Origin of the sequence: Trichococcus sp., from assembly GCF_049589555.1 — a bacterium.
Taxonomy (GTDB): Bacteria; Bacillota; Bacilli; order Lactobacillales; family Aerococcaceae; genus Trichococcus.
In genome coordinates, this window is the sequence record NZ_JBAWAZ010000051.1 from 18,152 (window position 1) to 32,795 (window position 14,644).

Below are 14,644 nucleotides of genomic sequence, written 5' to 3' on the forward strand. Positions count from 1 at the left end.
CCGAACGCTTTCTTTTTTATTGATTGTTAGGTGAGGCTTGTTCGATAACCTACCGGAAATTTGAAAACAGGCATCGATGAAGTCATTCTCATCGATGCCTGTTTTTGGTTTTATCTAAACTTTTTTTGCCGGGAAGAAGGCATCGTAAAGCACTTTGACTGCTCTTGCTTCGTCCTTTTCGTCTATCCCGAACATGATGCTGACTTCTGACGAACCTTGGTTGATCATTTCCAGATTGATGTCAGCTTCAGCTAACGCGGTACAAGCTTTCGCTACTGTCCCGACGGAATTGACCATGCCTTCGCCGACGATCATCAATAGGCAGATGCCGCCTTTGACATTTACATCGTCCGCTTCCAATTCGTTCTTCAAGCGATACAACAACTCCTGCTCCTGCTGCATCGTCATCTGGTTGGCGCGCAAGATGATCGATAAATCGTCGATACCGGATGGCATGTGTTCGAAGTTCAGATTGAAATCTTCGAAGATCTGCAGCACTCTGCGGCCGAAACCGACTTCTCGGTTCATCAGGTATTTGCCGATGTAGATGCTCATGAAGCCGGTCGAGCTCGCGATACCTGAAACGATTTGCTTGTTTTCAGGCTTCGTTCTCGTGATGCTGGTACCGGGTGCAGCTGGGTTGTTTGTATTTTTGACGACTACCGGGATTCCCGCGCTGAAAGCCGGCTGCAAAGCTTCATCATGGAAGACTGAAAATCCGCTGTAGGATAATTCACGCATTTCACGATAGGTCAATTGCTTGATTTTTTTCGGGTGTTTAACCATTTTAGGGTTTGCCACATAAATGGCATCCACGTCCGTAAAGTTTTCATACAGGCTGGCTTTGACACCATTGGCGACTATTGCGCCGGAGATGTCCGATCCCCCTCTTGAGAAGGTAAGTAATTGTCCATCCTTCGTATAACCGAAGAATCCCGGGAAAACGATGATTTCTTTCGAATCCCTCAATGCATATAGATTCTTGAAAGATTCCGGCAATACGCGCGCGTTCCCAGGGTTGTCGCTGACCAAAAGGCCGGCATCCTTCGGGTTGACGTATTTGGCAGGGATGCCCTCTTTATTGAAAAATGCAGCTACAAGGATGGCACTGTTGTCTTCACCGCTTGCTTTGTACGCATCGAGCGCATACAATTCATTGTAGAATTTTGTCTGGATCAATTTCTCATAGTTTTTGGAAATGATGTCCATGACGCTCGGATCGATCTCCAATTCATCGACGATATCTTGATATCTTTTCAGGATCGTCTTCAGGGTTTTTTGGTGATCTTCTTTATTTTTCACTTCATCGGCCAACTTGATCAACAGATCCGTAACTTTTTCGTCTGAGTCATTGCGCTTTCCGGGTGCTGAAACGACCACGATTCTTCTGTCTGCGTCATCTTTCACAATCTGCAATACTTTTTTCAATTGAGTCCCATTCGCAAGGGAACTCCCGCCAAATTTAATAACCTTCAAACCGAACACTTCCTCACTTGATTTCTTTAATCTTTTTTTAATTTTGTAATTGTTTTTTCATTTATGCTTTAGAATATCATCATATCATGGCTATGGCAATTACCTTTTCAAACTTTACATCATTTGTAACATATTTGTATTGTTAATGCTATGGCCATTTGCAAAAAAAGGAATATACTATGAGTTAACTTAGTGTGGGAGGTTTCAAATCAGTGAAAAAAAATAATCCTTGGAGGATCGTAGTCGGATTATCCGTAATCGCAAGCATCAGCTCTGCTTTGTTCAAGTCAAATCGCAATGCCGGTAAGAGCCAATCAACATCATATACCCCTTACATCGGCACATGGAAAAACGACGCACAGTCCTTGAAGGTTGAAATTACTGATAATCTGGAGATTCTCCTGAACAATAAAAAATTAAAAGCAACCCTTGAAGAAGCCAAACCCAACGAACTGGTCTTCCGCGACCACTTCGGCTATTATCTGATCCTTAAAAAAGATACCTCGCCGACTCTGACAATCTACGATGAAGCTGAAGAACAAGAATTCTACTTCAAACGCGAAACCGATAAATAGCGAATCGCTTATGCAACTCCGACGCCCCTGATCAGGGCGTTTTTTTGTTACGGAAGTGCCGACTGTTCCCGAATCAGCCTCAACTTCTTCGCTGAAGAAACCAAAATAAATGACAAAGCAAGGGCTGCCCCATTTCGGGGAAGCCCTTGCTTTTAGTTAATGTTCGATCAGGATTGTGGTTTGATCTTCCAGATTTCATCCGCGTAACGCAGAATCGTGTAATCCGATGAAAACGGCCCTGAGCTTGCGATATTCATCAATGCCATGCGGTTCCATCTGTCTCTGTCAGAAAACGCCTTGTCCGCCTCGTATTGCGCTTGCAGATATCCGTCAAAGTCCTTCAGCAGGAAATATTCGTCATTGTACATTACCAGCGAATCGAAGATATCCCGGGCTTCCATTTCGACACCAGGAATCGTCCCATCAATGAGCAGATTCAGGATCCGTTTCAAACGCGGATTCTTATCATAGATATCTCTTGAGTTATATGTGCCGTTGCGATAATATTCCTGCACTTCGTCACTCTTCAAGCCAAAAATGAAGATATTGTCTTCGCCGACATTATCCCTGATTTCAACATTGGCACCGTCCAATGTTGCCATCGTGATGGCACCATTCGACATCAGCTTCATGTTGCTTGTTCCGGAAGCTTCCTTACCGGCCAGAGAGATCTGTTCGCTGATATCGGCTGCCGGAATGATCAATTCCGCCAACGACACGCCATAATTCTCAACAAAAACAATCTTGATTTTGTCGTTGATGGCAGGGTCGTTGTTGACCAGATCCGCGATTGCATTGATCAATTTGATGATTTGCTTTGCGTAATAATAGCTAGGCGCAGCCTTGGCACCGAATATGAAGACACGTTTCTGCAGATTAAGCCCCGGATTATCCTTGAGTTGCAGATATCTGTCCAAGATATGCAGAACGTTCAACAATTGGCGTTTATAGGCATGCAATCGTTTGATCTGCACGTCGAACAATGCAGTCGGATCGATTTCGAGATTCATTTCTTTTAGCGCATAGGCCGCAAAACGTTTTTTGTTTGCCAGTTTCACTTGCTCAAGCTTGTCAAGGACGATTTTGTTGTCGCGATGAGCCTTCAGGATTTTGATTTCTTCCGGATCGCTCTTCCACTCAGCACCGATCGTCTCATCAAGCATCGCGGTCAGATTTTCATTTGCGATCTGAACCCAACGTCGTTGCGTGATGCCGTTCGTTTTGTTGTTGAATTTTTGCGGATACATTACATAGAAGTCATGCAGCGTGTCAGCCATCAGGATATCCGTATGTAGTTTGGCGACGCCGTTTACGCTATGGCTGCCGATGATGGCAAGGTTGGCCATCTTGATCTGTCCATTGGCGATGATGGCAGTGCGCTGGGTTAATTCTTCACCGTATAAGGGCCTCTTTTTGTCAATATGGCGGCGGTTGATTTCCTGAATGATCTGGTAGATGCGCGGCAACAGTTCCGCAATCATGGTTTCCGGCCAACGCTCCATCGCTTCCTGGAGAATCGTATGGTTGGTATAGCTGACTGTTTTCTTCGTGATTTCCCACGCTTGATCCCAAGTCAACCCTTCCTCATCCAACAGAATCCGCATCAACTCTGGGATTGCCAAGGTCGGGTGGGTATCATTGATATGGATTGCGATTTTTTCCGGGAAAAGGCTCCAGTCCAGTTTCAGTCGTTTGAAATAGCGGATGATGCTTTGGACGCCGGCAGAAGAGAAGAAGTATTCCTGCTGGACACGTAAAAGTCGGCCTGCATAGTTGGAATCATCCGGGTACAGCACTTCGGTGATGCGTTTGACGTCTTCACGTTGTTCTTCCGTGGAAAAACGTGCTTCATCACCGTAAGGGATTTCCGCCGACCAAAGCCGCAGATTATTGACGATGCCGTTGTTGTAGCCAACTTGCGCTGTATCGTAAGGAACCGCGAGGATGTCCCGGGTGTTGACATGGTTCACGTGCAACTTTCCGTCTCCATCCTCCGTAAAGCTGACATCTCCGCCGAAACGGACGATGACAGCCTTGTTCTCTTTGCGGACTTCCCAGACGTTCCGGTTGCGCAGCCAATTCTCGGGCAATTCAATCTGATAGCCGTTTATGAATTTTTGTTTGAAAAGACCGTAACGGTAGCGGATCCCATTTCCGTTGCCTGCAAGGCTGGTAGACGCGATGGAATCCATGAAGCAGGAAGCCAACCGTCCAAGGCCGCCGTTCCCTAAGGCCGGATCGACTTCGGCACGCGCCACCTCATCCAGGTCCAGGCCCAACTCTTCCATGCCTTGTTTGACGCAGTCCAATATGCCCATATTCAGGAGGTTACTTTTCAGCATCCTTCCGGGCAGGAACTCCATCGAAAAGTAATAGACTTGCTTTTCCTTACTCTTGTTATAATTCGTTATAGTTTGTATCCAGTCTTCGGAATAACGCCCGCGGACCAAGTCCCCCAGTGCAATGAACTGCTCAGTTTTCGAGCCATCCTCATAACTATAGGCGAATAATTCTTCGAATGTTTTTTGGTATTCCTTTTTGAATTCTTGAACGTCAAATGCCATATATGCTTTCAACTCCTCTTATTCGTTGACTAATGACTGATAGACATCCAGGTAATCCTTAGCCGGTTCTTTCCAACTGAAATCGCTGCTCATCGCTTCGCGCACCATTTCTGCCCAGGCTTTCGGTTGGTTTTCATATACATCCAGCGCACGATAGATGGTTCCGAGCAGTGCATAACCACTGAAATCCATGAAAGTAAACCCGGTTCCCTCACCCGTATAAGAGTTGTAAGGGACTACCGTATCTTTCAAGCCGCCCGTCTCATGCACAATCGGCAAAGTGCCGTAGCGCAAGGAAATCATCTGAGACAAGCCGCATGGTTCGAACGCGGAAGGCATCAGGAACAGATCTGCGCCTGCGTACATCTGCTGTGCCAAGGTGATATCAAAATCGATGACCGCCGCAAAGCGATCAGGATATTTGGCGGCAAAATAACGGAATGAGTTCTCGTATTCCGCTTCGCCGGTACCCAGGATGGCAATCTGCACATCGCGGGCATTCAATAATTCCTCGGTTTTTTCCTGCACAAGCTGGTAACCTTTCTGATCAGTCAAGCGTCCGACGCTCGTAATCAATGGGATGTCGGGATTCACTTCCAATCCCAAACGCTCCTGCAAGGCTGCTTTGTTTACCGCTTTGCCGGTCAAATCGTCGGCAGAGAAATGGTATTCCAGTTTCGGATCAGTCTCCGGATCATTGACATCGTAATCGATTCCGTTGATGATGCCCCTGATTTTCCAACTGTTGTAGCCCAAAGTACCTTCCAGGCCTTCACCGAATTCCGGAGTCTGGATCTCGTTGGCATAGGATGGGCTGACCGTCGTGACGACATCAGAGAAATTGATGCCGCCTTTCATGAAGTTGACGTTCTCATAATACTTCACGCCAGCTTCATGGTAGATGTTCATGCCTGTCCCGAAGATACTCGTCAGGATGGAAGGATCATAGACACCTTGGAAACGGATATTGTGGATCGTGATGACTTTACGGATGCTTTGGTATGCTTCGATCCAGTGGTATTTATCCACAAGCAGGACTGGAACCATAGCTGTATGCCAATCATTCACATGAACGACATCCGGGATGAAGTCAATTTTTTCCATCATTTCGCAGATCGCCAAGGAGAAGAAACCGAATCTTTCGGCATCATCCATTTGGCCGTACAAGGACGGACGATCGAAATAGGCCTGATTATCGATGAAATAATAGGTTACGCCATCCAACTTCAATGTTTTCACACCGCAATACATGCTTTTCCAACCGACTTGCACACGGAAATGAATCAATTCCTTGATCTCTGCTTTGTATTTTGCAGGCATGGTCGAGTAGTACGGAAGCACTACCCTGATATCCACTCCTTGTTTTACTAACTCTTTCGGCAATGCGTACGCGACATCGCCGAGACCACCTGTTTTAAAGAAAGGAGCAGCCTCACTAGCGGCAAATAAAATTTTCATCGTGCGCATCCTTCTTTCTAAACAGTAATTGTTTTATTTTTTTCGATCACGACAATATTATCTTTTGTGCCTTTCAAAGTCACGCCGGGTCCGACTGTCACATTTTTGTCCAGGATACAGTAATCGAGGACTGCGCCTTCACCTATATTAGCGCCCTGCATGATGATACTGTTGCGGACTTCGGCATCCTTAGCGATATTCACTTTACGATGGATCAGGGAATCCACGACTGTCCCTTCAATGACGCAACCGGTAGCGAACTGGGCATTTTTCACATGGGCCTCTTTCGAATAGTAGGTCGGCGCGCCATTCTTCACTTTGGTGATGACGTTTTGGCTACCATGGAACAGCGCTGAAAATTTATTCTTTTCCAGCATTTCCATATTCGCATTGAAGTAAGCCGGGATGGAGTCGATATCGGCCAAATAGCCTGTATATTCGTAGGTACTGATTTGGTATTCCGGCAAATAATGTTCAATCAGCTTGTCCGCATCGAGTTGCACGTCTTCCAGTTCGGCACGTTGAATCAGTTCCATCATCTTGTCTGCTCTCATGAAATACATATTCATGTCCAGCGCGAGGCGTTCAAGTTCGGCTGGTGCATCTTCTGCATTGATCAGATGAAGCAAATATTCATCGCGATCGATCTGAAGAACTTTTTCCTGCGGTCTCTTCTCAAAGAAAGCTTTAGGTACAGTCTTGTAGAGAACTGTAATATCGCCTTCCTTTGCCAAATGATGCTGCATAACCGCTTTGATGTCGACATTCGCCAGGATTTTGCTGCCCATGACGACAACGTATTCGCCTTTGGAGCGCTCGATGAATTCTTTATGGTTCTGATAAAAATCCGGAGCATCGCCATTTTTTTCTTGGACTGCTTTCAGCATTTGTTGAGAATAGGTAAAAATCCCGCCGGCCAAGCCGGACTCAAGGTCCCATATGGATCCGCTGCGGATATGGTCATAAATCGAGCGTCCGCTTCCTGCGATGAACATGCCCACTGATTTGATTTCAGCATGGCTGATGCTTGAAAGATTGAAATCGATCAGGCGATAACGACTCGCAAATGGTAATGAAGCAATCGGGCGGAAACGCGTCAAAGGTTTCAACGCCGTCTCATCCTCGGTCAAATTTAAAATGGCACAAATACTATTCATCTTCATCTTTCAGTCCCCCTATAACTTCTGCATATCCAACAACTTCGATTTCACCGTTCTTGCCGATGACATTTGCATTGTCGGCGATTTTTGCATTTTCCCCAATGATGGCATGCTCGATTGTTACATTCTCTCCGATTGTCACATTCGCCATGACCAGGCTATCCCGCACCACTGATCCATTGCCGACGCGAACGTTCTGAGACAGGATCGAATGCGTAATTTCACCTGCAACGTAGCAGCCGTCAACAATCATGGAATCCGTCACATTGGAAGTCTCTGTCAAGAATTGCGGAGGCGATACCGGATTTTTTGAATAAATGCGCCATTCTTCATCCCTGATATTCAGGGAATGTTCTGGATCAAGGAATTCCATATTCGCTTCCCAAAGGCTTTCAATTGTACCGACATCTTTCCAATAACCATCAAAAGCATAAGCGAAGCAGTTTTCGCCGTTTTCCAGGTAGGTCGGGATGACATTTTTACCGAAATCTTCCAATTCGCGTTGTTTAGCTTGGTCTTCCACCAAATATTTACGGAGCACCTGCCAATTGAAGATGTAGATACCCATCGAAGCCAAATTGCTCTTCGGCTCTTTCGGCTTCTCTTCGAATTCGATGATGCGGTTAGTCTGATCTGAGTTCATGATCCCGAAGCGTGGCGCTTCTTCCATCGGAACAGGGATAACGCCTACTGTCAAACTCGCGTTGTTGGCGATATGGAATTCCAACATATGGGAGTAGTCCATTTTGTAGATATGGTCACCGGATAATACCAACACGTATTCCGGATTGTATCTGTCGATATAGGCGATATTTTGGTAAATGGCATGTGCAGTACCTTTGAACCACTTTTCGCCATCTGCGCTAGAATAAGGCTGCAGGATAGTAGCTCCCCCATCTCGGCCAGTCAGTCCCCAAGATTCACCGTTGCCGATGTGCTCATTTAATTCCAAAGGTTGATACTGTGTCACAACTCCGACTTTATTGATGCCTGAGTTAGCACAGTTGCTTAAAGCAAAATCGATTATTCGATATTTCCCGCCGAACGGAACGGCCGGTTTGGCAGTTTCGCGTGTTAATTTTCCAAGCCGAGTGCCTTGCCCTCCGGCTAATATCATTGCTACCATTTGATTTTTCATAGTATCAGGAAGATTGCCTCTTCCTTTCGCCTCCTTATCATCATATCTTTGTGTGGATCTATTTATTAACACCAAAAACGCGTTTCGGTTTGATGAACAAAACTCCTAAAGCGGGTAACGTGAATTCGATCGAGAAAGGTTGGCGATTCATGCCATCAAGGCTGGTGACCATTTCCGGAAGATTTTCTGTCCAAGTACCGCCGAATTCCTGCATTTCCGTATTCAACAATACTTCGTAGTGGCCTTCGTATGGCACGCCCACTCGGAAATTGCGTCGCTCGACAGGCGCGAAGTTGCACACGACTATCAGGAATTCACGCGGTTTTTCACCTGTTCTTATGAAGGAAAGGACTGACTCCAAGTTGTTGTCCGCGTCCAGAATTTCCAAACCGGTATGCGCATCATCGACTTCATGCAAGGCTTTCGTGTCTTTGTAAAGGTGATTCAATGTTTTGATGTAATGCTGGAACTCCGGATTGAACTCATTGTTCAAGACACCCCATTCGATTTGATCGTAGAAGCGCCATTCCAGGAATTGTCCGATTTCATTACCCATGAAGTTCAATTTCTTACCCGGATGAGCCATCATATAGGCTTCCAGCGTCCGTAAGCCCGCAAACTGTTTATAGCGGTCACCCGGCATTTTGGCCAGTAAGGACTGTTTCCCGTGAACCACTTCATCATGGGATATCGGCAAAATAAAGTTCTCATTGAAAGCATACATAAATGAGAAGGTGATCAGGTTGAAATTGTCTTTTCGGAACAACGGATCCATTTCGAAGAAACGCAACGTATCATTCATCCAGCCCATATTCCATTTATAGTTGAAGCCCAAGCCACCCATCTCGATAGGTTTCGTGACGTTCGCCCAAGCAGTGCTTTCTTCCGCGATCATATAAGTATCCGGCTGACGCTCGAAAACTTTTGTGTTCATCTTCTTCAGAAATTCGATTCCTTGGCGATTATGATTGCTGCCATCTTCATTTGGTGTCCAAGGACCATCATCATAATCAAGATAAAGCATATTCGAAACGGCATCGACACGGATTCCGTCAAAATGGAACTCTTCCAGCCAGAAGAGCGCATTCGAAATCAGGAAACTGTGCACTTGCGCTTTACCCAAGTCAAAATTCAACGTCCCCCAACGATTGTTGATGGCGCGATTCGGATCGGCATACTCAAATGTCGGTGTGCCATCGAAATGGGATAACGCATAATCATTTTTGCAGAAATGTCCGGGAACCCAGTCCATGATGACCCCGACCCCTTCTTTATGCGCTTCTTCCACAAAATCCCGTAACTCGAGCAAATTGCCGTAACGGGCAGCCACCGCGAAGTACCCGGTGATTTGGTAGCCCCAAGAAGCTTCCAGCGGATGTTCCATTAATGGCATGAATTCGATGTGCGTGTAGCCCATCTCTTTCACGTATGGAATCAACGTTTCAGCAAGGTCCTTAAAGGAATACCAGCTGCCATCATCATGCTTTTTCCAGGAACTGAAATGCACTTCATAAATATTAAGCGGTTTTTGATAGATGGACTTTCTTTTTTTGTTTGCGGCCCATCTGCCGTCTTTCCATTTTTTCTCAGGCATGTCCAACACGACAGATGCGTCTTTTGGTGGAACTTCGTACGCGAAAGAATAGGGATCGATTTTATATTTCTTTTTGCCGTTTTTGTCCTCGATATAATACTTGTAACAGTCCCCTTGTGCCGCAGCCTCTGTAAAAAGCGACCAGCCTCCGGTTTTGCCGATTTTTTGCATTTCTACGGGTTTCCACTCAGTAAAATCCCCGACCAAAGAAACGGTTTTTGCATGGGGCGCCCAAACTGTGAAACGCCATCCTTCAATCCCATTTTCTGTCCGTTGTTTACTTCCTAAAAAGCGGTAGCTTTCAAGATGTTCCCCGATGTTGAACAAATACATCTCTTTTTCCAACTCTTTAAGTATGTTCATTTTTGCACTCATCCAGACACTTCCCTTACAATTATATTGCAGTAACAAAACGATCCAATAATGATTTATTTAATCATGCCTGGCCCTTTCATTAATATATATCCATAATACCATTTTAAAGATGATTTTGCCATAATCCATAATAAATATATTGAAACCCTTTTCCTTGCTGATAGTAATAACCTATCAGCCTTAATAGTTTTTTTACATAAAAACAACATTGTAAACGCTATGCAAAAATAAGTCACGAATATCACTATATAGAATCCACTTGAGTCATAAAAATGAATTTTTGATTAAAAAATAATGAGGAGGAATTCGAGCAAGCCTATTGCTACACCACTTTGTTAGTATTCGCTTATAAATAGGAACATGAAAATACACAGATAGATTTAGTTATTTATTTCACAATTCAGACATTCCACCGAATTGCAAATGTTCGCGCTTACATTTGTATAGTAAGAAAATCCTGATTTGCAAAGATTGTGGCATAATTTTTACAATTCAGGATTATTTTTACTTGATATTTACAAACGTCGGAGAAGCAGCTCAACCGTAGGCACATCTGCTGGTGCCCACTCCAAATCGACAAGTTCCCTGACGCTCATCCAGCGCATGTCCGTATGCTCCGACAATCGCGGTTCGCCCTCGTTCAATTCACAGAGAAGCGTCGTCAACTCCACGGTCCCAAAATCATACGGATGCTTGATTGTGAGAAGCTTTTCCTTAACCAGGATTCGGCAGGAAAACTCCTCCTCCATCTCACGGACAAGGGCCTCTTCAGCCGTTTCATCGTCTTCCAGCTTTCCTCCTGGAAATTCCCACAAACCGGCTAATGCTTTTCCCGGCCCTCTTTTGGCACAAAAAATACTGCCCTCTTTTTCTATTACTGCTCCCACTACTTTGATCATGCGGTGATTAAAGCCCCCTGACTACAGAAATATTTTATTGATGACCCTTCCATCCGTGGCTTCCGGAAATTTCAGCCCGATTGCGTGCAGGAAAGTCGGCCCTTCGTCTATCAGCCTTCCCTTTTCTACAACGGCATCTTTGTCGATTCCGGGTCCGGAAACCATCAGCATCGTGGCATATTTTTTCTTTTTTGGACTGAAGCCGTGCGTTGCGCTATGCAGTTTCCGATCGGGAAGGTTTTTGGCGGTGCTTTCCATGAAAGGATAGAGTACGTCGCTTTCAAAATAATAACCCGGCTTTGCTTCCAGAATGAAGAGGCAATCCTCATCCGCTCCCATTTTTCTGACTTCTGCAGCCGAATGGATGGTTTCAACCCTGCCTTCGATCCCTTTCAATGCATCCAAGATCATTTTATTGGTGATGCTGACATCTTTCCGGTAAATATAGCAAGCCCCATCCGCGGCTTTAGCCAGCACTTTCCAATCCTTGATGTTCCTTTTGCGATCAATCGTCTGCCAGCCTTTATCCAAAAACAGGTGGTTTGGGCGGATGACCGTATGCGTATCGATCTGATAATGATCGCCCAGCACTGCCAACACAGTATCCTCATAGATGCCGATTTCTTTCATCGCATCGATGATTTGACCGAGATGGCGATCCATCCGGACGATGGCTTCTTTCGCTTGGTCGCTCAAGACGCCATAATGATGACGCATGCTGTCCAGATCGACCAGATGTACGGCCATCAGATCCGGTTGTTTCGTCTTGATCGTGTCGACCGCAATCGCCGTCACAAAATCATCCAATTCCGGTTGGGCAATGCCGTTTCGCAATGAACTGTATTTTTTGTTCATCTCCAGCGCATATTTTGTGCTGGAGGCAAAAGCGGAAACCATCACCAGAGTTTGCCATGGCCTGTTCGGAAAAATTTCCGCGAGGTTATAGTCGATGGAAGGACTTCTTCCCGTCACCGGCCAAAGCAAAGCGCAGGTTGTGTACCCAGCCTTCTTTGCGACATCAAATATGGTCGCCTTCTTTATTTCTTTGGCATACCAATACCAGTCCGGAGACTGCCTTTCCGGTTGCCGATGTGTATTGTGGATGATCCCATGACGATTCGGATTCATCCCTGTTGCAATCGAAGTGTGGGCTACGTATGTCAAAGAAGGATAAACCGATTCCACCTCTTTGACGAGTGCACTTCTGTTCAATATTTCCTGGAAATGGGGCAGCGTCTTGGCAAATTCTAAGTCACTGGCACCAAATGCATCTAATGAAATGATATACAGTTTTCTTTTTACCATAATAATACCCTCCTATCCTGTTATTTTACCATATATTGGGAGCCGCATGGATACAGCAAAGTATTTAATTTCAACATTCTTGCGACAGTGACGGAGCAGCTTACGTCACCGGTTTCTAAAATCGGAAACAACAGCTTTCCGTCCGCTCCGTTTCCTTCAAAAAGCTATTCTATTTTTGGGCAGGTAGGAGTAAAATAGATAATGTGCAATATCTAACAATATAATAGCGGAATCATCTTATTTGCCGACCTCTGCCCTACTGGAAGCACACTGTTTCCATTCAGCAGTGATGAAAAACAAGGCAAGCGGTTTCATTTTTTGAGCACGCTATTCAAGAAAGTGTGGAAATGCAAACTATGACAATCACATTCACAGATTTTCTCGACAGCATCCAGACGAACCCTATCCTCATGATCATTGTGGTATTGACTCTGGGTGTCATTTTGGTGAACGGCTGGACCGATGCTCCGAACGCAATCGCAACTTGTGTATCCACAAGATCCATCGCTCCCCAAAAAGCCATTCTGATGGCAGCCGTCTTTAACTTTCTGGGCGTCTTCGTAATGACATCAATCAACGCGACCGTAGCCCAAACAATCGCGAACATGGTCGATTTCGGCAACGATCCGAAGCTGTCGATCATCGCCCTCTGCGCCGCCTTGTTCGCGATTGTTCTGTGGGCAACGGCAGCCTGGTACTTCGGAATCCCGACCAGCGAGAGCCACGCCCTGATTGCGGGCATTTCAGGAGCGGCGATTGCACTTCAGGGCGGATTCGAAGCCATCAACGGTTCAGAGTGGATCAAGGTCATCTATGGCCTGATCCTCTCCACTATCTTGGGCTTCGGCTTCGGTTTTGGCGTATCGAAAATCACAACAGCCATCTGCAGAAATAAGGAGCGGCAAAAAACGGGACCGTTCTTCCAGATTGGCCAAGTACTTGGCGGAGCGGCGATGGCCTTTATGCATGGAGCCCAAGACGGCCAAAAGTTCATGGGAATCTTTATGTTGGGAATTTTTCTGGGGCAAGGGAACAGCGATACGACCCAATTCATCATCCCACTTTGGATGATGATACTCTGCTCATTCGTAATGGCACTCGGCACCTCGATCGGCGGATACAAAATCATCAAAACAGTTGGCATGAACATGGTCAAACTTGAAGGCTATCAGGGCTTCAGCGCGGACGTAGGGGCAGCGGCGTGCCTATTACTCTCATCCATCTGGGGTTTGCCGGTAAGTACCACGCATACAAAAACGACAGCCATCATGGGAGTTGGTGCCGCTAAACGCTTGTCTTCCGTAAATTGGATCACCGTCAAAGAAATGGTTTGGGCTTGGGTACTTACGTTTCCGGGCTGCGGTCTGGTCGGTTACCTGATGGCGCTTATTTTCGTGAATATATTCTAAGGAGATTGCAACTATGCTGAAAAGAAAAAAAACAAAAGAATACAGTTACTATCAGGAATTCATTGAAGTTTCCGCAATGGCTGTTTCCGCAGCCAAGTTGATGACCAGCATATTGGCTGATTACAATCTGGAGACTTTGGAAACCCGACTGAAGGAACTGCATGAAATCGAACATGCAGCGGATCAAAAGAAGCACAAGATGATGAGTTATCTCTACAGCGATTTCCTCCCTCCGCTCGAACGTGAGGACATCATCGATCTGGCTGGTGAATTGGACACAACCATCGACACAATCGAAGATACGCTCATCCACATCGATATTTATCAGATCCAAGAAATCACGCCGGCAATGTTGAAGTTCATGGAGATAATCGAAAAGAGCGCGTTGAGCCTTGACGAAGCCATCAATGATCTGAAGAATTTCAAGAAATCAAAAATCATCAAAGAAGCCATCATCACCATCAATCGGCTTGAAAAACAGGGAGACTCCTTATACACCCGTTCGGTAAAAAAATTATTTATCGAACAGCAGGATGCGCTGACGACAATGGCTACGACGAACATCTATGACCGGTTCGAGCTGGCCACTGATTCATTTGAAGCCGCAGCCGATGTCATCGAAAGGATCGTCCTGAAAAATTCGTAGCATTTCGCGGTATCAGTCATCCATTAACTGGACAAGCAAAGAAGC

At 45.7% G+C, this 14,644-nt stretch carries 11 protein-coding genes; 3 read left to right on the plus strand and 8 right to left on the minus strand.

Annotation, left to right across the window (positions count from 1 at the left end; genetic code table 11):
* Nucleotides 1–114: 114 nt before the first annotated feature.
* Nucleotides 115–1,476: an aspartate kinase gene (locus WBV27_RS02520; protein WP_424199124.1), complete on the minus strand. Its 1,362-nt coding sequence runs from the start codon at nucleotides 1,474–1,476 to the stop codon at nucleotides 115–117.
* Between the two features lie 212 nt (nucleotides 1,477–1,688).
* On the opposite strand from WBV27_RS02520, the gene WBV27_RS02525 reads away from it, so the two are divergent.
* Nucleotides 1,689–2,051 carry a DUF4828 domain-containing protein gene (locus tag WBV27_RS02525; RefSeq protein ID WP_168173136.1) on the plus strand — a complete coding sequence of 121 codons (363 nt, stop codon included), beginning with the start codon at nucleotides 1,689–1,691 and terminating at the stop codon, nucleotides 2,049–2,051.
* Between the two features lie 167 nt (nucleotides 2,052–2,218).
* On the opposite strand, the gene WBV27_RS02530 is transcribed toward WBV27_RS02525, so the two are convergent.
* From WBV27_RS02530 to WBV27_RS02560, 7 genes are all read right to left on the minus strand, one after another.
* Nucleotides 2,219–4,615 carry a glycogen/starch/alpha-glucan phosphorylase gene (locus WBV27_RS02530; protein ID WP_424199127.1) on the minus strand — a complete coding sequence of 799 codons (2,397 nt, stop codon included), beginning with the start codon at nucleotides 4,613–4,615 and terminating at the stop codon, nucleotides 2,219–2,221.
* A gap of 18 nt (nucleotides 4,616–4,633) precedes the next feature.
* Nucleotides 4,634–6,073 (minus strand): glycogen synthase GlgA, encoded by a 1,440-nt coding sequence (gene glgA, locus WBV27_RS02535; protein WP_424199129.1) that lies wholly within the window; start codon nucleotides 6,071–6,073, stop codon nucleotides 4,634–4,636.
* Between the two features lie 17 nt (nucleotides 6,074–6,090).
* A complete protein-coding gene (gene glgD, locus WBV27_RS02540) occupies nucleotides 6,091–7,236 on the minus strand; it encodes a glucose-1-phosphate adenylyltransferase subunit GlgD (protein ID WP_424199131.1) in 1,146 nt (381 codons plus the stop codon).
* Entirely contained in the window at nucleotides 7,223–8,371 is a 1,149-nt protein-coding gene (locus WBV27_RS02545) for a glucose-1-phosphate adenylyltransferase (RefSeq protein ID WP_424199133.1), read from the minus strand. The genes glgD and WBV27_RS02545 overlap by 14 nt, the downstream gene beginning before the upstream one ends.
* A gap of 58 nt (nucleotides 8,372–8,429) precedes the next feature.
* A complete protein-coding gene (gene glgB, locus WBV27_RS02550; protein WP_424199135.1) occupies nucleotides 8,430–10,340 on the minus strand; it encodes a 1,4-alpha-glucan branching protein GlgB in 1,911 nt (636 codons plus the stop codon).
* Nucleotides 10,341–10,855: 515 nt separating this feature from the next.
* A complete protein-coding gene (locus tag WBV27_RS02555) occupies nucleotides 10,856–11,239 on the minus strand; it encodes a (deoxy)nucleoside triphosphate pyrophosphohydrolase (RefSeq protein ID WP_424199137.1) in 384 nt (127 codons plus the stop codon).
* Between the two features lie 21 nt (nucleotides 11,240–11,260).
* Entirely contained in the window at nucleotides 11,261–12,544 is a 1,284-nt protein-coding gene (locus WBV27_RS02560; protein WP_424199139.1) for an alkaline phosphatase family protein, read from the minus strand.
* Nucleotides 12,545–12,900: 356 nt separating this feature from the next.
* Between WBV27_RS02560 and WBV27_RS02565 the strand changes: the two genes are divergently transcribed.
* Nucleotides 12,901–13,953: an anion permease gene (locus tag WBV27_RS02565; RefSeq protein ID WP_424199143.1), complete on the plus strand. Its 1,053-nt coding sequence runs from the start codon at nucleotides 12,901–12,903 to the stop codon at nucleotides 13,951–13,953.
* 13 nt (nucleotides 13,954–13,966) lie between these two features.
* Nucleotides 13,967–14,599 carry a DUF47 domain-containing protein gene (locus WBV27_RS02570; protein ID WP_424199141.1) on the plus strand — a complete coding sequence of 211 codons (633 nt, stop codon included), beginning with the start codon at nucleotides 13,967–13,969 and terminating at the stop codon, nucleotides 14,597–14,599.
* Nucleotides 14,600–14,644 lie beyond the last annotated feature (45 nt).

Bases quoted from the DNA above. Each gene is read 5' to 3' on its own strand.
- WBV27_RS02530 (WP_424199127.1), bottom strand. From the start codon at position 4,615: ATGGCATTTGACGTTCAAGAATTCAAAAAGGAATACCAAAAAACATTC.
- glgA (WP_424199129.1), bottom strand. From the start codon at position 6,073: ATGAAAATTTTATTTGCCGCTAGTGAGGCTGCTCCTTTCTTTAAAACA.
- glgD (WP_424199131.1), bottom strand. From the start codon at position 7,236: ATGAAGATGAATAGTATTTGTGCCATTTTAAATTTGACCGAGGATGAG.
- WBV27_RS02545 (WP_424199133.1), bottom strand. From the start codon at position 8,371: ATGAAAAATCAAATGGTAGCAATGATATTAGCCGGAGGGCAAGGCACT.
- glgB (WP_424199135.1), bottom strand. From the start codon at position 10,340: ATGAGTGCAAAAATGAACATACTTAAAGAGTTGGAAAAAGAGATGTAT.
- WBV27_RS02555 (WP_424199137.1), bottom strand. From the start codon at position 11,239: ATGATCAAAGTAGTGGGAGCAGTAATAGAAAAAGAGGGCAGTATTTTT.
- WBV27_RS02560 (WP_424199139.1), bottom strand. From the start codon at position 12,544: ATGGTAAAAAGAAAACTGTATATCATTTCATTAGATGCATTTGGTGCC.
- WBV27_RS02565 (WP_424199143.1), top strand. From the start codon at position 12,901: ATGACAATCACATTCACAGATTTTCTCGACAGCATCCAGACGAACCCT.
- WBV27_RS02570 (WP_424199141.1), top strand. From the start codon at position 13,967: ATGCTGAAAAGAAAAAAAACAAAAGAATACAGTTACTATCAGGAATTC.